Source organism: Shewanella sp. BJSY2023SW001, assembly GCF_047314685.1.
Classification (GTDB): domain Bacteria; phylum Pseudomonadota; class Gammaproteobacteria; order Enterobacterales; family Shewanellaceae; genus Shewanella; species Shewanella indica.
The window spans coordinates 1-19,323 of the sequence record NZ_JBKORF010000064.1 but is presented as its reverse complement, the minus strand read 5'-3'; the positions used below and the strand labels follow the sequence as shown (position 1 = coordinate 19,323).

Below are 19,323 nucleotides of genomic sequence, written 5' to 3'. Positions count from 1 at the left end.
GTCGTGGAGCAAGTGCATCCATGCACAAGGGCCAGTTCGCCATCCCTGGCTCTCGCTCGTAAGCATGTCGCTATGCGACACTCGCCGCCCCACACCCGAGGAAAGTGGGCTGTATCGACTCGCCCCCTTTCCAAACCCCCAGCGACCCGCGACGCAGCGGAAAACCCCCTGTGCTTTTGATGCCAATTCGCTATCGCGCCAGACGCTCCGAGTCACATCCATGTGACTCTAACCCAGCTCAACATCCTGTCTCGCGCTCGTTAGCTCGTCGCTAGGCGACACTCGCCCCTGATTCGACTGAGCTGCGTTAGCATCTGCCGGACAGGAGTCCCAATGCCGTGAAGGGCAGGACGCCCGTGAACGGCCATGCCTCAGCCACGTTATTTGCGCCAACGGCTTTCGGCGACACCGAGGGGGTATTGGTGCAATTCTGTGAGAACTAACTTGTTTGAAGCTACCTATATGCCCACAGAAATACGCCCATATTCCAGGCACAGGCGAAACTGTGACCGTCGAAAACAGGGACGTTTTCGTCGAGGCTACATGGACGTATTCACAACAACTTCCCTGTTTAACGGCCAGCTCACCATCCCTGGTTCGCGCTCGAAAGCATGTTGCTATGCAACTCTCGCCGAGTCACAGGATCGCCTGTGCGAAAGGCGCACCGCAGGTGATTGGCTACACCGTGGCCGGAAGCTCGGCCAGTACTAGGTGGGACTGTGACCGTTGAAAACAGGGAAGAATGCAAACACCCAGTTAATTCTGTTGCAAAAACAAACCAAATCAGGGTTTTGTTGCCTTTGTCAAAAACTTGACCTTTGGCTAATTGTTTTCACATTCAATGCTAGCTATTGTATAACCAATTCAAACGCTTAGCTTTAGCACTTTCTTAAGCTTAAGGCCGAAAGCAGCACTTTTCCGTTTTCAGCGGAATGCAGGGACAAACAGAGTTTGGACCCGTGCGGTAGCCATGGCTTTACTCGGCTTTTATTGGACCTAGAACGTTCATGACAAACACCTCAGAACTGATTTTTTACACTGTATTATTGACGTTCTGGACAAAATGCCGGGAATTTGCAGCTAAGCTTGCGCGTTATTTCCGTAACATTGCAGGAAATACTATTAAATTCATAAAGTTAAAAAATACAACTGGTAGATAATAGGTTTGGAAACCGCGCATGCGCGTTTAGCTGCAAGGGATATTTGGACTAAATGGTATTATATCCAGCCAATACAAATAGATAGCTATGCGTGTTTACACTCCTCCGAGGACTAAAACGCGCATGCGTACTATACAGCTGTTATGGCCACAAGGAGAATTAAGCTCGGATGAGATTAGATCATGCAGAAGACTTAGCGAAATTTGTCGAAGAGCTAAAAAAGGAGACCGATAGAGGTCTTCCTTTAGTTGGTACTGCATTAATCGATGAAAAGCTATTGGAAACATTGCAGGCATTTTTTATCGAAGGTAAATCATCTAAAAAATTGCTTACTGAGGGTAATGCTCCATTAGGTACATTCTCTTCAAGAATCGAAACTTGCTTTGCATTGGGCCTAATAGACGAATATGAATATCAAGAAATAAGTTTAATTCGTAAAGTAAGAAATGAATTTGCACATGCAAAACATGGACTATCTTTCCAAACGGAGAAAATTAAGGGGTTCTGTTCAAGTCTAAAGTCGGATCTCCCCCAAGGGGCTAACTATCCAACAAATGATCCAAGGTTTAGATTTACTAATGCCATCGTGTGTATTGTTTTACGCCTCTACTACAGGCCTGCCTGGGTAGAGAAAGAACGAAGAGAAGCTAAAACATGGGTAACTGCTGATGAAACCAGATGGCGTTCAGTCGAAGATGAGTTACCACCTGAAGGTGTGCCAGTAATGGTCATGGCTAAAGGTAAAGAAAAATGAGGCAGCAAGCCATAACAAGGTGCTGCTACGGATCGTCGCTTCGCTCCTCCCGTAGAGCACGGCGTTATGAGCTACAGCGTTGCTATCCAAATTGTGCTCCCCTAGATGGAACGAAACTGATATGAAGAAGATAATAGATCTAGAATATAGCTTTCCCGATGCTGAAAATTATCGGCGGAGGGAGTTTAAAGAGGTTTTTAATCGGAATTTCGTCGTCGATGAGTATGCTTCTGAAATCCTAAAACCTGAAATATCCTTTTTGATGGGGGAGAAAGGAGCAGGAAAAACAGCCTACGCTGTTTATTTGGCAAACAATCGTTTGAATTCAAATATTTGTGATTTAAAGTTCATTAGAGAAACCGAGTATCAGAAATTTGTCGCCTTGAAGAAAGAGAGACATCTAGATCTTTCCGATTACACAAATATTTGGAGAGTTATAATTCTCTTAATGCTTTCAAAGCAGATAGCAGATAAAGAAGAGGGTTTACTACCAAAGTTCATTAAATTTCGATCACTTAACTCTGCAATTGATGAGTACTACCTACATGCATTTAGCCCAGAAATATTACATGCATTGCAATTTGTTCAGGAATCAAAAATTGCTGCAGAATACTTGAGCAAGTTTGCGAAAGCCTCAGGAGAACAAAAGGAAAGTCTTACATTTTCAGAAAACCGGTTTCAGACAAATTTGCTTTACATTCAAAAGAGTTTTGAAAAAGCTTTATCAGAGTTGAAACTTTCAAACAGCCATACATTATTTATTGATGGTATAGATATACGTCCAGATGGTATCGAGTACAGGGAATATTTGGATTGTGTAAAAGGTCTTGCAAATGCTGTATGGCAGCTAAACAATGATTTTTTTCCCACAATTAAAGACTCAAAAGGACGATTGAAAGCGGTTCTTCTTGTTCGCCCCGACATATTTACTTCTATCGGACTCCAAAACCAGAACACAAAAATTAGATCAAATTCGGTTTATCTGGACTGGAGGACAACTTATGCAAATTATGAAACGTCTTCACTTTTCAGGATGACAGACAAGCTGCTATTCAATCAGCAGAATGATCGAGATAAGCAGGATCTGAAGAATGATGGCGACTCTTGGAGATTTTATTTCCCGTACACAACAAAGCGTCATGACGATGCAAGTGGAAGTGATTCTTCTTTCATCGGATTCTTGAGAAACTCATTTTATCGTCCTAGGGATATTTTGATGATGCTTGAGTTTTTGAAAGACAATGCAGTAGAGAAAAACGAGACAAGCAAGACGCAGCATACACTTGAGGATTTTGAAAGTCATGACTTCAAGCGCAAGCTGTCAGATCATTTATTAGGTGAAATTAAAGATCAGATTTCCTTTTATTACAACAACGACGACTATGAATTTTTCTTAAAATTTTTTGAGCTGTTGAATGGAGCCACTAGGTTTACGTATGAAGAATACCTATCTTCCCATTCAGGACTTATTCAGCACATAAAATCAACCGACAAGAAAATACCTAACTTCATGGAAACGCCAAATAGTTTTTTGCAGTTCCTATATGAAACTAATGTTATCTGCTATGTCGAGGATGTTGAGGGGCATAAACCTCTTATTCACTGGAGCTTTAGAGATCGAAGCTATTCGAACTTTTCTCCAAAAGTTAAAGAAGGCGTGCGGTATGAGATATTCTACGGGCTAGCCCGAGCAGTAAACTCAGGTAAAAAACGTGTCAACTACCGCTCATAACAAAGTGCTGCTAGGGACAAACCTAAGCTGCGCTTCGGTTTACCCCAGAGCACGGCGTTATTCCCATTGTCAAATAGGTAAAAGTGTCCTTACCGGAGATCCAAAAATCTCCGGTAAGGACACTCTAACAGCCAGACTTTGGCAAATAAATATCGGCAGTTGACTTGAATAGAGCCGCGCAAGTTAGGTTATTCGTATTACTTGTGTTCGCCGCAGGAGCCTTGTAGTGGTCAAATAACTTGACCACTACACTGTCAGTACAAGTCTGAGCTAGTGCAGCTAATATTCGACATCAACAACGATTGGAGTGGGTCATTATTTTGCGACTAAATAAGAGAATAGAGAATATGGACACCCAGCATTAATGGCGCAGAGGTTAGCCTCCGACTATGCTTTGTTTAAGCATTTAACAAGGAGGTTATTATGCCGCGCCCTCGCCGAACTCAAATCAGCCTTGAAGATACGCCCTACTATCACTGTTGCAGCCGCGTGGTGCGGCGAGCCTTTCTGTGTGGTGATGATGCCTACTCGGGTAAGAATTATGACCACCGCCGTGGTTGGGTGGAATCGTTATTGTTTGAACTGGAAGCTGTTTTTGCCATTGATGTGGCGGCATTCGCCATCATGAGTAATCATCTGCATCTGGTGTTGCATATCGATATAGAGACAGCAAACCGATGGACAGACAGAGAAGTGCTTGAGCAATGGCATAAGCTGTTCAAAGGTGATGAGTTAACCCGCAAATTCACCCAGGGTGAGCTGATTGAAGCGCATGAAGTTCCCAGGCTGAAGCATACTATCGCGATTTTTCGCAGCAGGTTATGTGACATCAGTTGGTTCATGCGTTGTCTCAACGAACCGATAGCGCGTCAAGCCAATCAGGAAGATAACTGTACCGGCCGATTCTATTCGCCGCCATCCCTGGCACTCTCCCTGCGGGCCAGCTAAAGCTGTTCAAATTTATTCCGGATAAATTTGTGGGAAGGAAGATTTAAGTCGCACGAGAACAACAAAGACACCCATTATTAGCTGAGTGAAGGCTCTAGTTGCCTAGAACAACAAAGACACCCATTATTAGCTGAGTGAAGGCTCTAGTTGCCTGGATTACAGAAACACTGATGTTTTCACTGAGAGAAAATCATCTTTCAAACCTTTTGAGGGCCATTCAGTTATTGAAATGAGCGAAAAAGTCGAATTTCAGACACGATGGAGGTCGAATAAAGTTCGATTGGAGAGAAATATCTTGGAGCCTCGGGGATTCAGCTAAACAACTTCTGACAATTAGCGGCTCCTTGTCTTCGTCGTCGTTGTAGGTGAATACAGTAGTCGGTAAGAGATTCCAGTGTACCCACTGGCCCTTTGAATAGACGGCTAAAATCAGTCGTTAACTTGAGCCAGTTGTCGATAGGGATGTTTAAACGATTCAAAATGGTTGTTGTGCCGGCAGTGATGTGACCGCGCTTGTCGTGGCGGATAATGCGCCCGGTATCATCGACCAGTTGTAGATAATCCTTGGCATCAAAGTGCAATCCTTGTGGCATGTTCAGCCGTTCATTGCCGACAAAGGGTAACAGCTCAGGTGTGTTTTTGCCTTGCATCGCGGCCCGTATCCGCCGTTGAATACTGGTATAGTCTGAGTCTTCCGGGATTTTGGCTATTCCCGCGCGGATAGGGTTCAGGTCAACATAAGCCATGCAGGCCAATACGGCTGCATCATCCAATAGCGCCTGGGATTTGAAGCGGCCTTCCCAGAAGCGACCACTGCACCCGTCTTCCCGATTGGCCTGTCTGGCAATAGGTTCATTGAGCGCCCGCATAAACCAACTGATATCCATCAAACGTTGGCGATAGACTTCAGCGGTTTGTTGCAGAGTGAGATATTCAATATCAGAAAGTGTTTCACCGCGCAGAAAACGCTGAGATAACAGAGTTCCACTGTAAAGCAGATGCCAACGCTGTAAAACCTGCTCCAATGTCCATTCAGTGGCGGTTTTCAAGTCAACTCTGAGCACCAAATGCAGATGATTGGACATGACTGCATAGGCACACAAGTCAATGGCGAACACTGCCGCCAGTTCCAATAGACGGGATTCAACCCAATCGCGGCGATGTTCATAGCTCTTGCCGGAATAATCATCAACACCACATAGAAAGGCGCGGCGTACACAGCGGGAGATGCAGTGATAGAAGGGAGTGTCCTCAAGACTGACTTGAGCATATCTTGGCCTCGGCATGGCATCCTTTCCTTTTCAAAGGCTCCATTCAAGCCTAGACAAGGTGAGAGAAACCTGCCAAGAATTATGGGTGTCTTCATTTTGATTTTCTTCATTTTGATTTTGTCAAGAATTATGGGTGTCTCCATTTTGCTACCTCCGGGTGCTCAAATCCACTACTGGTGCTTGAACGCAGACAGAAAGAAGATTAAGTTATTGTTTTACAGTGGGTGGCTTGATTTTTATATGTGGATTTGAATCTGCCAACAAGTTAAGGAGATGTAGTGTAAATGAGTGATGATTTATATGAGGTTATATATTTCGACCAACATTTGATTCTTAAAAAAAGCTTATATGAACAAGTGCCTCATAGTGGATTAAATGTGGCTTTTAGTTCTAATGAAGGTGTTATTCTTAGACCTCATATATATTTTCGCCCTATCAATATGACTGATACTTTTAATGAATATAAGTTCTCTGAATTAATATTTGAATGTTACGAAGGAATGGCCAATGTTGTTTCTCAATTAGTTGAAGAGAACGATGAGGAAGTCCACGTAATTACGCGTTATTTTATGAGGCACGACGATGAGAATGGTCGTTTATTGGGGGATAAATTCATATACAAAACGGAATATTACACTTTTGAATATCAAATTGAAAACTCTCTAGTACCTATCAAAAGTACCTGTACTCCTTTGAATCCATTAGGTTTATCCTGTGAAGGTACGCTGGAGTGTTGGGTAGCAGAGATCACCTTGGATAAATATTTTTCTTTACTACGATAATCGTGGTTTTACACATAAAAAACTGCTAAAACGGACGCAGGAACATTCGGTGGTTTTGGTTCTGAGTGTGATTGGCTTGTAGTGGCCAATTAACTTGACCACTACACTGTCAGTACAAGTCTGAGCTAGTGCAGCTAATATTCGACATCGACAACGATTGGAGTGGGTCATTGTTTTTATTTGGCGACTAAACAATAACTCTCCAACCGTTTTCATTTGTAGTTCACGCTAATCTGCAATGAACCTCATTTTTTTACGTTCGTTTTTATACCGCTTCTTCGTTTTCTTCACCGGTACGGATACGAATAATGCGTTCGATATCGGTCACAAAGATCTTACCGTCGCCGATTTTACCGGTACGGGCGGTTTCAACAATCACATCCAGTGCCTGTTCCAGCAGATCATCCTGAATCACCAGTTCTATCTTCACCTTGGGCAGAAAGTCGACCATATACTCGGCACCACGGTACAACTCTGTATGTCCCTTCTGGCGGCCAAAACCTTTGACTTCCAGAACCGTCATACCGGTTATTCCTATCTCAGCCAACGCCTCACGGACATCGTCCAGTTTAAACGGCTTGATTATGGCTTCCACTTTCTTCATCAGGCACTCCTTTAGGGCTTGGAATTCTTTTGCGACTCATGACTATTCCCACGGCAGTTTGACCGGAGAAATAGCTCGCGATTTTACTTGTTCGGATACAATCGCAATAGCTTATCACGACATACTGCGGGCAAGAAGTGATTGTCCGCTCAGATGAAAAAACCAGGCCTATTCTTTAGTAGTAGCCATGATCAACTCGGTGTACTTATTCATCCCTTAGGTAAGCAAGTGCAATATTTAGTGCAAACTCATCTAAAAGGACACCAGAGCCGAGCCTCTGCCTGGACTAAACTAACACTCAGGTTCGCCGGATGCGGGCCGCCCAATGCTCAAGGATGAGATTATGCGTCATTTACCACTTGGTTTTTCGCTGCTGGAGGTCATGGTCGCCATGGTGCTGCTGGCAATACTGGCCTCAGTCGGGGCGCCATCACTCAAGTCGCTCTACGAAGGTTATCGCGCTCAAACCGGTATAAAACAAGTACAACAACTGCTGCAATTTGCCCGTAATCAGGCCATTAGTTATGGCGTCAGAGTCAGTGTCTGTGCGCTCAAGGATGGCCGCTGTGAAGCCGATGCCTGGCAGCAAGGGATAACGGTTTTCAGCGACCGCAACGGTAATCTGACCCTGGATGATGACGACAAGCTGCTGTTTCAAAGCGGCGCTTTTGATAGCCAAGACATACTCAAGTACAACCGGAAAGCGATACGCTTTCTGCCGGATGGACTGGCGTCAGGAACCAATGGCACCTTCAAGTATTGTCCTGGTAAGGCTAATAGTCCCCACTCAAAAGCCTTGATAATCAATCAAGCCGGACGAATTCGACGCTCTCAGGATAAAAACATCAGTTGTCAGGATGGTTGATGCTGGTGGAATTAACGACCACTGCACAGGGTTTGCAAAGACTACTGTAATTAACAACTCATTCACTTATACTTAAGCGTAATCTATTCGTGTGAAGAGTTGACTATGGCTGTTGCACATTTTTCCAGTTCCAGAATCCGTGGCTTTACGCTGGTCGAACTCATGGTCACCATTGCTGTTGCCGCCATACTGCTGTCTGTGGGAGTTCCCTCACTCACTTCTTTATATGAAAGCTATCGCAGTAAGTCGGAAATAAGCCGAATTGAACAAGCCCTGTCCTTCGCCCGCAACCAGGCCATCAGCTATGGTATGGAGGTGAAAGTTTGTGGCTATCAGAGTGATACAGGTTGTGCCGCCAATTTTAATGATGGCCTCAAGGTCTATACCGAGGCCGGAGGCAGCGAAAAAATATTGCGGGTAGTGGAAGGCATCGACAGCAAGGATGCCATCGTGGGCAGCAATGTTGGCTTTCGTGCCGATGGCCTAAGCAACACAGGCGAAGTGACCTTTATCTATTGCCCTTCCAAGCAAGCCAATGGCTCAAGAAGTGTGACGGTTTCCAGCTCAGGGATGATCAAATACGGCGCTGATGGCCTGGCCTGCCCAATTTAAATGACAGAGGTCATGCCGGTTTCAGTAGAGTGAATCTATGTCAGAGCCATGCTTACAAGTCACTTTAATCTGATGGTGAAGTCAACAGGAAACCCACCTCACCTTCTTCAGTCAGCCCCAGAGACTGCCAACCAAGATGGCGATAAAAGCCTTCGGCGCGGGTACCCGGCTCGGTACTGAGTTGCAGCTTGCTACAGCCTCCGGCATGGAGCCAGTCAACCGCTTGCTGTAACAAGGCCTTACCTATGCCCTTTCCTTCCGACTCCGGCGCGATAAAAAGCGCCCAAATTCTGGCATCATCACGATCGCTACAGACAAAACCCAATAGTTGTGTTTCATCCTCTGCAACCCAAGTGCGCCGCCGACCTGTCAAATAGCTGAGATAGCAAGCTTGAGTGATCCGCCCGGGATCCTGCAGGCGGTTTTCGCGCACATTCAATCTCAACGCCATTATGGCAGGAATATCGCTTAACCTGGCGGTGCGTATGCTTGGGTTCATACAATGATAGTAATAAAAACTGTTCACCATGCTCAAATTAACGCCAATCCGGCGGTTATGTCCAGTCATCAATATATTGTTATCCCAAGAGAAGTTTACTCCAGCCAAGCCATAGAAAGTGGAGAAGGTAACACTGCCAAGCAGCAACCTATTACACTTGCTTACACTAAGGAACACATATCCGGCAACGAACGTGTAATTGTAAGAAGCCTGAATATACGCTAGGTTTATTCAGCTAATTCAGTCAGATAAATCTGGCAAACGTCAGTACACAAGGATGGTCGCCATGAACGAACAACGCCCCGACTTTATCTACCCTCCCGGCTCAGTGCTTATGCACTCTCCTCTGGTGTTAACCCAGGCCGATATGTACGGCTTTTTCCTCAAGGGCAAGCTTGCCAATTTGCAACAGAGTGTCGACCAAACCCTGAGCCAGGTCGCCAACAACAAGATGTATTTCAAGGTGTTGTCCCCTTATGTACTGACAACTTTCACTCAAATCGCCAAGGCTTATTCCAGTGTCGAGGTGGATCGCAACAAGGGTTGGATCCAGGAAACCGATATCATCACCTGGGTGATGGTGGGCAAACAGGCCAATCCAGATTCCGGCGAAATCAGCGAAATTCTGTTTCAGCCGCTGCATATCTGGGTCAATGATGCGATGGCATTGATCAATGGCCGCGAGCTGTTTGGTTATCCCAAATACGCCTGCGAATACCGGATGCCAGGCGTAGATGAGCCGCTGACAGAACTGTCGTTGGCGGCCAAGAGTTTTCAAAAATTCTCCCCGGATGCCGAGCTGGCAATGGCACCACTGCTCCAGATTAAGTGCAGGCCGCAGCAGGAGAATGCCCTCTCGCCACTGGAAGCCATAGGCCAAACCTGGGACTTTATTCAGGCCCAAACCGACTTTATTCCCGATCTGGATGCTCTTGGGGCCGAGCAGGTATTCGAACTGCTGTTCAAACCGGCGGTGGAGCAAGTTTTCCTGAAGCAGTTCCCCGACGCTTCCGGCACCAAGGCGGTATATCAGGCGCTGCTGCAGGCGCCCGCCAGAGTCACCAAGGTGCATCATCTGTCGCTGCTGGATAACTCCCTGGTGGCCACAGTCTTTGCCAACGACAGCTTCCCGCTGGCCGAAACCCTGGGGGTACAGCTCGGCGAGCAGCAGGTGTTGCTGCCCTACCATGTGAACTTTGACTTTGAGGTGCCGCCGGGCGAAGTGTTGGTGGACAACTCTATAGTCAAAAAAGAGAAAATTGCCATTCTCGGTGGAGGCGTTGCCGCCATTACCGCGGCCATGTGCCTTACAGAACAACCTGGCTGGCAAAACCGGTACCAGATAGATATCTATCAACAGGGCTGGCGCATTGGTGGCAAGGGAGCCTCCGGGCGCAATGCCGCCATGGGGGATCGTATCGAAGAGCATGGGCTGCATATTTGGTTTGGGTTCTACCAAAATGCCGCGGCCCTGATGCGCAAAGCCTATGAGGAACTGGGGCGAGCGGATGACGCGCCGCTGGCCAGCTTTGTCGAAGCATTCAAGCCCCATAACTTTATTGTGCTGCAGGAACAGATAGAGGGGCGCAGCCTGAGCTGGCCCATAGAGTTCCCGCCCATGCCGGGTATCCCCGGCGACAGTACAGAAACCCTGACGCTGTGGAAATTGGTCAAGGCGGCCTTTTACTGGATCCGTCAATGGCTAAAACAGATGGATGAAGTCGATGAGGCCGTGGCCAAGGATAGCCCCAGAGACTGGTTCACCCGCGACTGGTTTGAACGCCTGAACGATCGCATCGAAGAGGCGCTGGATGACGCCAAAGATAGCCTGGAAACCCTGGGGGACAAGCTGGAGTGCCGCTTCAACCAGCTGATAGGCCAGGAGTGTGACGATCACCACCACGACACTGTCGAGGACGATGGCCTAATCGAGAGTGCCGTCGATATACTGCATCGGCGTCTCAAGCGCCGCTTTGGCGATCACTTGAGTGGCAATGACGAGCTCAGGCGCCTCTACATAGGTGCCGACCTCGGTCTGACCATACTCAAGGGGATGTTTGTCGATGGGGTATTCAAGGGCGGATTCGATGTTATCAACGGCTATGACTACCGCGAATGGCTGCGTCGCCATGGCGCCAGCGAGCGTTACACTGTCGATTCGGCACCGGTAAGGGGCTTCTACGATCTGGTGTTCGCCTATGAACAGGGCGATTTCTCCCGCCCCAATGTGGAAGCCGGCACCATAATCCGCTCCATGCTGCGAATTGCCCTCTGCTACCAAGGGGGCGTGATGTGGAAAATGCAGGCCGGCATGGGCGACACAGTATTCACCCCCTACTATGAAGTGTTGAAACGCCGCGGAGTGAATTTTCACTTCTTCCACCAGGTACAACAGCTGCAATGTCAGGGGCAATCCGTCAGCGGCATAGAGATAGTGGAGCAGGCCAGCCTCAAGCCTGGACTCAGCGAGTATCAGCCGTTGGTGGATGTCAAAGGACTCGGCTGCTGGCCAAGCGAGCCTCTGCTATCACAACTGGATGAAACTCAAGCCAGATTAATTGCAAAAAACCGGGTCAACCTGGAACACTTCTGGAGTGATTGGCCGCAGCTGTACCAGCAAGAAACCGGTCGCGCTCTGCCGGTGAAGCAGCTGCGTAAGGGGGTGGATTTTGACAAGGTGATCTTCGGTCTATCCATAGGCGCCGTTCCTCATGTGGCTAAAGAAGTGATGACCCAAAGTCCGGCGCTATCAGAGGCTGTGGCCAAGGTGCAAACTGTGGCGACCCAGGCCTATCAGTTGTGGCTCAACACAGATCTCAACGGTCTTGGCTGGCAGCTTTTTCCGGCTTCCGGCGAAGAGCCTGTGCTGTCGGCCTTCAGCGAACCCTATGACACCTGGGCCAGTATGGATCAATTGATTGACAAAGAAAGCTGGCCGGTAGGCCGCGTCAAGAATGCCAGTTACTTCTGCTCGGCGCTGCCGGTTGCCGAATATCCCCCCAGAGAGCAGAGCGACTTTAACCAACAAATGAATGCCGTGGCCAAGTCCGGGGCTCTGGGGCAACTCGAGCATCAAATAGGCAATCTCTGGCCGGAAGCCCAAAATGGCTTTGTCTGGGATTGGCTGCACGACCCGGAGGAACGTCAAGGACAACAGCGCTTTGACAGCCAATACTGGCGTGCCAATGTCGACCCGTCCGAGCGGTATGTGTTGTCGGTGAAAGATAGCTCGCGTTTTCGCATCACCACAGACGGTACTGGGCTGGATAACCTCTATGTCACCGGTGATTGGATAAAAACAGGGCTGAATGTGGGCTGCGTCGAAGCCGCAACCATGGCGGGTATGCACACCTCCAAGGCTATCTGTGGCTATCCGCGCCATATCAAGGGTGAGGAAGACTTCTGATAGGCATCCAGGCGGGATTTAGCCGGTTCGACTCAGCTATGAGCTTGCTCTGGACTGAGCTGCTGACTTAGCTCCGGACTTAGCCCAGGAATTAGTCCCGAAATTAGCCCCGAGAGTTCAGCGGGGCAGGCCTTCGGCTGCGGCCAGTTGTCTGGCGTGCAGCTCACGACGACGCAGACTCTTGCACTGATACAAGTCTTTGTCAGCGGCGCGGACCCAATCCTGGACCGTTTCTTTGTCTGTACTGGCCGCAGAGCCATGATTGACACAGAGCTCGGCAAAACCTTCACTGGCAATACGCTGCTCCAGCCTCGGCAGCAAGTTCTGCAGTCGCTGCCCCTCGACTTCCGGCAGTAGCAAAGCAAAGTCATTGCCACTAATGCGAAAAGGCTTGAGCTTGGCTTCAGACCAGCTTTGTAGCTCTTCGGCTACCGCCAACAGCAATCTGTCCCCTTCCCCATGTCCCAGGGTGTCATTGACCCGTTTCAGCCCCTCAATATCCAACAATACCAACAGGTATCCCGGCTTGGGCATGCCACTACTCAGGCAGGAATCCGCCAGACTCTCATCATAGGCCAAGCGGTTGGCAAGACCTGTAAGGCTATCACTGCGAGCTCGTTCCCAAGCGATACCCAACTTGCGGATATACTCCTGGCGCTCCTCCGACAAGAGTTTGAGCTTACTTGCCAACGCCAAGGACAGCAACAGAGCATCGGCAGTGCCACCCAGCAAAGTTGCCAGCTCGGCATATTCAAAAAAGTCCGGGGTGATACCCATGTTACCAGGCAATATGATGATTGCCGGCAGCAGCAAACAGCTGAAGGCCATTATGAAATAACGCGCCGGCGAGAAGCCTTTCATCAGACAGACATTACCGCAAACTATCGCCAGTCCAATCCAGAGCATAATAAGCACTGAAGCAATAATCGCCGTATAGGACAAGAACCAAATACTGGTGGGCAGAGCCAACACACAGGCCCACAACAAGATGCGACTGAGGCGCCAAAGCTTGGGCGAATAGAGAGAAAGCTGCAGAAAATTGTTATAGAACAAAATGTTCAATATGGGCAGGCTGATAAAGAATAGGTGATGCAACTCGAGTTGCCGGAACTGAAACAAGTGCGCGGGCAAGTGGAAGGTCAAGGCCCAGCCGCCGAAGTAAGCCAGCACATAAAGACCGTACCAAAAGAACGCCTTGTCACGGGTGGTAAAGAAGATGAACAGGTTATAGCAGGCGATAAAAATCAATCCCCCGAGACATAGCACCACGGCTGTGGCATGTCTGTCGGCGCTGAGCCTGTGTTCTATTTCAGGAGCCAGGCGGATCTCGGGTGCCGATGAGTAGTAACGGCTCTCAACCTTGACCACCAGCCAATAATCTATCCCCGGCTTGATGGTGAACCGCCTGCCATAATCAAACAGATACTGATAGTCGGCATCATAGCCCGAGTGGGCTTGCTGTTTGCTACCATCTTGCCCCAGCAGCAAAAGATCTATGGATTCTATAATGGAGTTGCGTACGTCTATGACCCAAGTCTGTTCACGACTTGCCACTCGTAAGGGATGCACCATCCAGTAACTGCCGCCGGTCAAACTCAGGCTGGTTTCCTGTTGCGCCCGGATCCAGGCTGGTACCGCCTCGAACGAAGTCGGTGCCAACTGTTGTGGCTCAGCCTTGAGAATGTAGCTGTTGTCGAGCACCTGAGTGGCCCAGGCACTCACACTAAACTGGAGCAGAACAAACGCCAGCAATAGCCTGAGCAGGGAACCTGGGTGTTTATCCATATTGAAGGGCGAACGTTTGTCTGTCGGCAAATCGATTTCCGTCCAAGACCATGGCGCTATCCTTATCCTTGAGTACACAAACGCCCAAGGCACTGAATCTATTTTTTATTGTTAATGATTTAACTCTATTTCGGTGAACCACATTTTGCAATCCAGCTCACAGCATTCGTGATAAAATTCTGCCAGGAAATGCCAGTTTGCCACGCTCCGGTGACGAAAAAGTGTAATTTCAGTCGATTCTGACCCTATCCCCCACCAACTTGAACATTTCTGTAGCGACATCCACTTGGTCATCCAATACTAAAAAGTACCATCCCACAGTATTGCCTGTGCCTCTGATACTCAGATAGTTCCCCCAAAACTGCATCCCCGACTTGAGCAAATTATCACGACTGGCACGATTCTCTTCTCTAACTGTAGCAAACAATAGCCGGATCCCCATTTCCCGGGCGATTTGGATCCGTTTTTGGGTCAGGGCCGCCGCAATCCCCCGCCGTCTATAGTCGGGGCGCACCATTAAATATCCGAGCTCGGCGATATCTCCGCAACCGGCCTTGATCACAGCGCAGCCCACCAGCTCCCCGACTCCGTTTTGCGCCACTATCACGGCACGGGAGGCCATGAAGGCCTGATGATCCAAGGGGTGAGCATTATCATCGCGGCTATCAACCAAAGCGCAAGCGGCAGCAATCAAGTCAGGACTTTGGGCCAGGGAAACCGTGATTTCCTGGGCAGGATTAGGCATAAATACTCCTTTGGTGACTATACTTGGCGGATATGTGAGCTATCGAAGGGGACATTCCCCATAAAACTTAACCTCGGCTTAACCAGATTAACGTATGGCTACAGGTAAAAGCCGCAATTAGTTCGGGAAGGTGCGAACAGGTCCCATGTGTGCTCTGCGTAGGCTTACAGGCCAGGATGCAAGGCGTGATTCGCTGCAAATGGCCTTAGTCCTTTGCAAGAAGCACAACACAGCAAACTGGCCTGTAAGCCACGCCCTTCGGGGCTTACACTGCAACCGGCTCTCTGCGTTATCCGACTTTGACAGGCCCCGGCATGCCTTCAGTCAGATGCCTTGAACGCCAATTGCTGTGTAAGCCAGAGTGCCACGAGGACCTGTTTGCACCTTCCTTATGTTAGCCCCATTGAGGGAGTTTGTGGCAGACAACAAACACAATTCTCTGAGTAACCCCGGGTAACCGGGCACTGTCACGCTCCGGGAACAACAAGAGGAACCAAGATGAAAAATCGTATTTCAAGTATCGCACTGCTTTGCGGCTCAGGCCTGTTGCTGACTGCCTGTGGTGGCAGCGACAATGATACCCCGCCGACACCAACACCCAATACCGCCAAAGTTAGCTTCGCCGTATCTGATGCCCCGGTCGACAGTGCCGAAAAAGTGGTCGTGGCGTTTGACAAAATTGAGCTGGTACGGGAAGGACAAGATAACATCTTCCTCGAGGTCTCCGGACCTAACGGCGAAGACTACCGCCAACTGGATCTGCTGGAGTATCAAGGCAGCGACAGCGCTCTCATCCTCAGCGATGCCGAGTTGGAAGTCGGCACTTATTCACAGTTGATATTGCATATACTGGATGAGTCCACCGGCTCAGATCTCAGCTATGTGATCGACGAAACCGGTCAAGTGCCACTCAAGCAGCCCAGTACCAGGCTGCGTTTAGGCAGCTTCGAAGTCGACAGCACCGGCGTCCAGCGCTTCACCATAGAATTTGACCTGCGCCGCAGCCTGGTGGAAAACAAAAATGGTCAGCGCTATAACCTCAAGCCCCACGGCGTATCCATAGTCAACAATGCGACTGTGGCTTCCTTGTCCGGTGAGGTAGATATCAACCTGTTCAACGCAGGTGAATGTGCTGCCGATAGCGGCAACTTTGTCTACCTCTATCCCGGCCACGATCTGGACCCAGCATTACTGACCGATAACCTGGATCCGGATGTCAACCAGAATGCGGTACCAGAAGGCGCCGTAGTGCCATATAACTCGGTCGAAGTGGAGTATGAAGCAGGTAACTTCGGCAAATACGCCTTTGGCTTTATTCCCGCCGGGGATTATACAGTGGCCTTCAGCTGCAGCGCGGAAAATGACGACCCAGAGCAATATGATGGTCTTATTATTCCCAACCCTGCCCCTCAGTTGCATCAGGTCACCCTGAGCAACCAAACCGATACAGTGCAAGACTTCAACGCCATTGTCGCCCAGTAGCTTTCAAAGCCTTTTGTGAAAGGGAGCCTGTGCTCCCTTTTCTTTTGACTGTCTTTTATTGAGCCCACTTTGCAGAAGTGGTCAATGCTGTCACATAAATAGCTAACGACTATAGATACAGCAAGGTTGCCAATCCAAGGAAAGTAAAGAAGCCAACAACATCCGTGACCGTAGTCAGGATCACCGAGCCGGAAAGCGCAGCATCCTGATTAAATTTCTGCAATATCATGGGTACTGCCACCCCGGCCAAGGCCGCAACCAGCATATTGACCAAAATAGCCACAGCAATCGTCATACCAATCAGGTTATCGTCAAACCAGAGCCCAGCCACCAAACCTATGAGTACGGCCCAGAGAATACCGTTGAGAGCCCCTATCCCAAGCTCGTTCTTCATCAAGGAAAACAGGTTTCCTATGGAAATCTGTCCCATCGCCATGCCGCGGATCATCAGGGTCAATGATTGCGAGCCGGCAATTCCGCCCATAGAGGCCACTATCGGCATCAATACCGCCAGCGCCACCACTTTTGCCAATACATCCTCGAACAAACCTATGGTGGCAGAGGCCAAAAATGCCGTCAGTAGATTGATCCCGAGCCAAATGGCGCGGCGACGAGCGCCCTTGACGATAGGCGCAAACAGGTCATCGGACTCATCCATACCGGCCGAGGCCATCAAACGCGCTTCATAGTGTTCTCGCACCAAGGCGGTTGCCGTTCGCAGCGTCAAGCGGCCGATTAAGGTGCCTTCTTCATCGACCACCGGCAGCTCAATATCTGAGCTGTGCTCTATCGCTTCGGCGGCCTCTATCAAGGATGAATCGGCCGACAATACCCGGCTGTCCGGCTCGATAAGCGAAATAAGCGGGGTTTGCGGATCCTGACGAAAAATCTCATAGCGACTGACGGTTCCCTGGTAATGATTATCCTCATCCACCAGATAGAGGTTTTCGCAGCAATCCAAGTCAATACGGCGGAAAAAACGCTGCGCCTGTTCCACCCGGCTTTTGTTACTGAGCACCAAGGCCTGATGTTCTGTGTAACGACCTATTTCATTTTCCGAGTATTGATCATAAAGCTCATAGCGCTTGCGTTGCCGCTCCCCCATTTGCGCCAAAGCACGATCGATAAAGCTGTCGGGCAAATAATCGCTCCATTCGATCATCTCTTCAGCTGACAGTTGCGCCAGTAACAGATCCACCTCTTCCACCGACATCTGCCTAAGAAGGCTCATCCTGGGTTCGGCGCGCATCAAGCTGAGCACAGCTGACCGCTCAGCGAAGGCTATTTGATTCCAGCGCTCATAGCGTTCATCCAGCGGCAAGGATTCCAGCAATAAGGCTATCGTGCCAGGATCGGCCTCTTCTAGGATCTCACCAAAGACCTCGGCCTGAGCTTCGCCCTCCAATAGCGTTAACTGCTGTACCACCTGCCCCACTTCTGCTTGAGGTTGAAGCTCCGGCTCGACTGCTGTTTGTGTCACTCAACTCTCCTCTCTCTTTCTTTTTAGTATGCGCTTGGGTCAAAATTTAAATTGTGCACAAATAAATTACTAACAATATAGTTTGTGTTATATAGTAAAGCTTCAACCAAGGAGCCACTATGTCTAACTCAATATACGCTATCCCACTTGAGAATATCCAAGGACAACAAACGGATCTCAGCGAATTTCAAGGACGGGTCATGTTGCTGGTCAATACCGCCAGTGCCTGTGGCTTTACTCCTCAGTATGCCGGATTGGAAAGCCTGTATCAGGAATTCAAAGACCAAGGCCTGGTGGTACTCGGCTTTCCCTGTAACCAGTTTGGTGCTCAGGAAAAGGGCAATGAGCAGGAGATCCAGTCCTTCTGCGAATTGAATTTTGGTGTTAGCTTCCCACTGTTTGCCAAGCTGGAAGTCAATGGCCCCCATGCTCATCCCTTGTTTAAACTGCTCAAGCAGCAGGCACCTGGCGTGTTGGGCTCGGAAAGCATTAAATGGAATTTCACCAAGTTTCTGGTCGATCGCCATGGCAAAGTCAGCAAGCGCTATGCTCCCACAACCAAACCCGAGGCTCTGCGTAATCAGATTATCCAGCTATTACAGGATAAATAATCAATTGAAAAATAAACTAATTAAAAAAACATGCTTATTTTTCGCCATTCAGGGGGAACCAAAACATCACTGCAGACTCCAACATAGTGAGCAGTGAATTTACTTTTTCATGTTCATCATTCTCCCTAAGGGGCTTCTAGCGCGGCCCCATTGATCTTCGATAGATCATAAGGCAGTCCTTAATGGCTGCCTTTTTTTATGCCTGCCGGCTCCACAAGAAAAATCTCTTTATGGCTGAACTTTTTCTCACCGAATAGCTCTGAATAAGTGAAGCGATTTTAACGGTTTCATCATCTTCCTTTGGACTGAGCTACTGGAGCTAGCGCCCAAGATCTTTGTCCCCTGCATTTTTTAGGCAGTCCTTTGGACTGCCATTTTTATTCTCTATTTTCATGCTGTTTAGAGACTTGCCTTTAATCATGCTTGGCATGTCGCAGATAAAAAATTTATCCACCAGGGAAACTTTTTCGTCAAAGCCGACTCTGAATTGCTGAACCTTTTTCAAGTGTTTCATCATCACCTCCCTTGGATGGGAGCCCGGCGCTAGCGCAGCGGGTTTTCATTCTTTGCACGACTTTTTGTACGAA

General features: G+C 48.7%; 15 protein-coding genes and 1 pseudogene. 9 read left to right on the top strand and 7 right to left on the bottom strand.

Annotation, left to right across the window (positions count from 1 at the left end; genetic code table 11):
* Positions 1-1,329: 1,329 nt before the first annotated feature.
* The 3 genes and pseudogenes from ACMHXH_RS14580 to ACMHXH_RS14570 form a co-directional block, all read left to right on the top strand.
* A complete protein-coding gene (locus ACMHXH_RS14580) occupies positions 1,330-1,914 on the top strand; it encodes an MltR family transcriptional regulator (RefSeq protein ID WP_335911937.1) in 585 nt (194 codons plus the stop codon).
* Between the two features lie 121 nt (positions 1,915-2,035).
* Positions 2,036-3,646 carry a P-loop ATPase, Sll1717 family gene (locus ACMHXH_RS14575; RefSeq protein ID WP_335911938.1) on the top strand — a complete coding sequence of 537 codons (1,611 nt, stop codon included), beginning with the start codon at positions 2,036-2,038 and terminating at the stop codon, positions 3,644-3,646.
* A gap of 423 nt (positions 3,647-4,069) precedes the next feature.
* Positions 4,070-4,555: pseudogene (locus tag ACMHXH_RS14570) on the top strand (transposase); the annotation flags it as partial.
* Between the two features lie 350 nt (positions 4,556-4,905).
* Here the strand turns inward: ACMHXH_RS14570 and ACMHXH_RS14565 are convergent.
* A complete protein-coding gene (locus tag ACMHXH_RS14565) occupies positions 4,906-5,880 on the bottom strand; it encodes a transposase (protein WP_221050622.1) in 975 nt (324 codons plus the stop codon).
* Positions 5,881-6,149: 269 nt separating this feature from the next.
* Here ACMHXH_RS14565 and ACMHXH_RS14560 point away from each other — a divergent pair, with 269 nt between their 5' ends.
* Positions 6,150-6,647, top strand: a complete 498-nt coding sequence (locus ACMHXH_RS14560; protein WP_335911939.1) for a hypothetical protein — start codon at positions 6,150-6,152, stop codon at positions 6,645-6,647.
* A 265-nt stretch (positions 6,648-6,912) separates the two neighbouring features.
* Here ACMHXH_RS14560 and glnB read toward each other — a convergent pair whose 3' ends face one another.
* The gene (gene glnB, locus ACMHXH_RS14555; protein WP_025009956.1) at positions 6,913-7,251 is read right to left on the bottom strand and encodes a nitrogen regulatory protein P-II; all 339 of its coding nucleotides are present in this window, start codon (positions 7,249-7,251) and stop codon (positions 6,913-6,915) included.
* 343 nt (positions 7,252-7,594) lie between these two features.
* Here glnB and ACMHXH_RS14550 point away from each other — a divergent pair, with 343 nt between their 5' ends.
* Positions 7,595-8,116 carry a GspH/FimT family pseudopilin gene (locus tag ACMHXH_RS14550; protein WP_039036088.1) on the top strand — a complete coding sequence of 174 codons (522 nt, stop codon included), beginning with the start codon at positions 7,595-7,597 and terminating at the stop codon, positions 8,114-8,116.
* A 105-nt stretch (positions 8,117-8,221) separates the two neighbouring features.
* Positions 8,222-8,728, top strand: coding sequence for a GspH/FimT family pseudopilin (locus ACMHXH_RS14545; RefSeq protein WP_039036087.1), 507 nt, complete (start codon positions 8,222-8,224; stop codon positions 8,726-8,728).
* A 64-nt stretch (positions 8,729-8,792) separates the two neighbouring features.
* Here ACMHXH_RS14545 and ACMHXH_RS14540 read toward each other — a convergent pair whose 3' ends face one another.
* Complete coding sequence (locus ACMHXH_RS14540; RefSeq protein ID WP_143078467.1) at positions 8,793-9,296, bottom strand: GNAT family N-acetyltransferase; 504 nt, start codon at positions 9,294-9,296, stop codon at positions 8,793-8,795.
* A 217-nt stretch (positions 9,297-9,513) separates the two neighbouring features.
* On the opposite strand from ACMHXH_RS14540, the gene ACMHXH_RS14535 reads away from it, so the two are divergent.
* Positions 9,514-12,633 (top strand): NAD(P)-binding protein, encoded by a 3,120-nt coding sequence (locus ACMHXH_RS14535; protein WP_335911940.1) that lies wholly within the window; start codon positions 9,514-9,516, stop codon positions 12,631-12,633.
* Positions 12,634-12,750: 117 nt separating this feature from the next.
* On the opposite strand, the gene ACMHXH_RS14530 is transcribed toward ACMHXH_RS14535, so the two are convergent.
* Both ACMHXH_RS14530 and ACMHXH_RS14525 read right to left on the bottom strand, forming a co-directional pair.
* The gene (locus tag ACMHXH_RS14530) at positions 12,751-14,418 is read right to left on the bottom strand and encodes a GGDEF domain-containing protein (protein WP_039036090.1); all 1,668 of its coding nucleotides are present in this window, start codon (positions 14,416-14,418) and stop codon (positions 12,751-12,753) included.
* A 229-nt stretch (positions 14,419-14,647) separates the two neighbouring features.
* Complete coding sequence (locus tag ACMHXH_RS14525; protein WP_335911941.1) at positions 14,648-15,163, bottom strand: GNAT family N-acetyltransferase; 516 nt, start codon at positions 15,161-15,163, stop codon at positions 14,648-14,650.
* 498 nt (positions 15,164-15,661) lie between these two features.
* Between ACMHXH_RS14525 and ACMHXH_RS14520 the strand changes: the two genes are divergently transcribed.
* Complete coding sequence (locus tag ACMHXH_RS14520; protein WP_071477228.1) at positions 15,662-16,645, top strand: DUF4382 domain-containing protein; 984 nt, start codon at positions 15,662-15,664, stop codon at positions 16,643-16,645.
* A 109-nt stretch (positions 16,646-16,754) separates the two neighbouring features.
* Here ACMHXH_RS14520 and ACMHXH_RS14515 read toward each other — a convergent pair whose 3' ends face one another.
* Positions 16,755-18,125, bottom strand: a complete 1,371-nt coding sequence (locus ACMHXH_RS14515) for a magnesium transporter (RefSeq protein ID WP_215774123.1) — start codon at positions 18,123-18,125, stop codon at positions 16,755-16,757.
* Positions 18,126-18,244: 119 nt separating this feature from the next.
* On the opposite strand from ACMHXH_RS14515, the gene ACMHXH_RS14510 reads away from it, so the two are divergent.
* Positions 18,245-18,736 carry a glutathione peroxidase gene (locus ACMHXH_RS14510; RefSeq protein ID WP_039036082.1) on the top strand — a complete coding sequence of 164 codons (492 nt, stop codon included), beginning with the start codon at positions 18,245-18,247 and terminating at the stop codon, positions 18,734-18,736.
* A 319-nt stretch (positions 18,737-19,055) separates the two neighbouring features.
* On the opposite strand, the gene ACMHXH_RS14505 is transcribed toward ACMHXH_RS14510, so the two are convergent.
* Positions 19,056-19,250, bottom strand: coding sequence for a hypothetical protein (locus tag ACMHXH_RS14505; protein WP_101094691.1), 195 nt, complete (start codon positions 19,248-19,250; stop codon positions 19,056-19,058).
* Positions 19,251-19,323 lie beyond the last annotated feature (73 nt).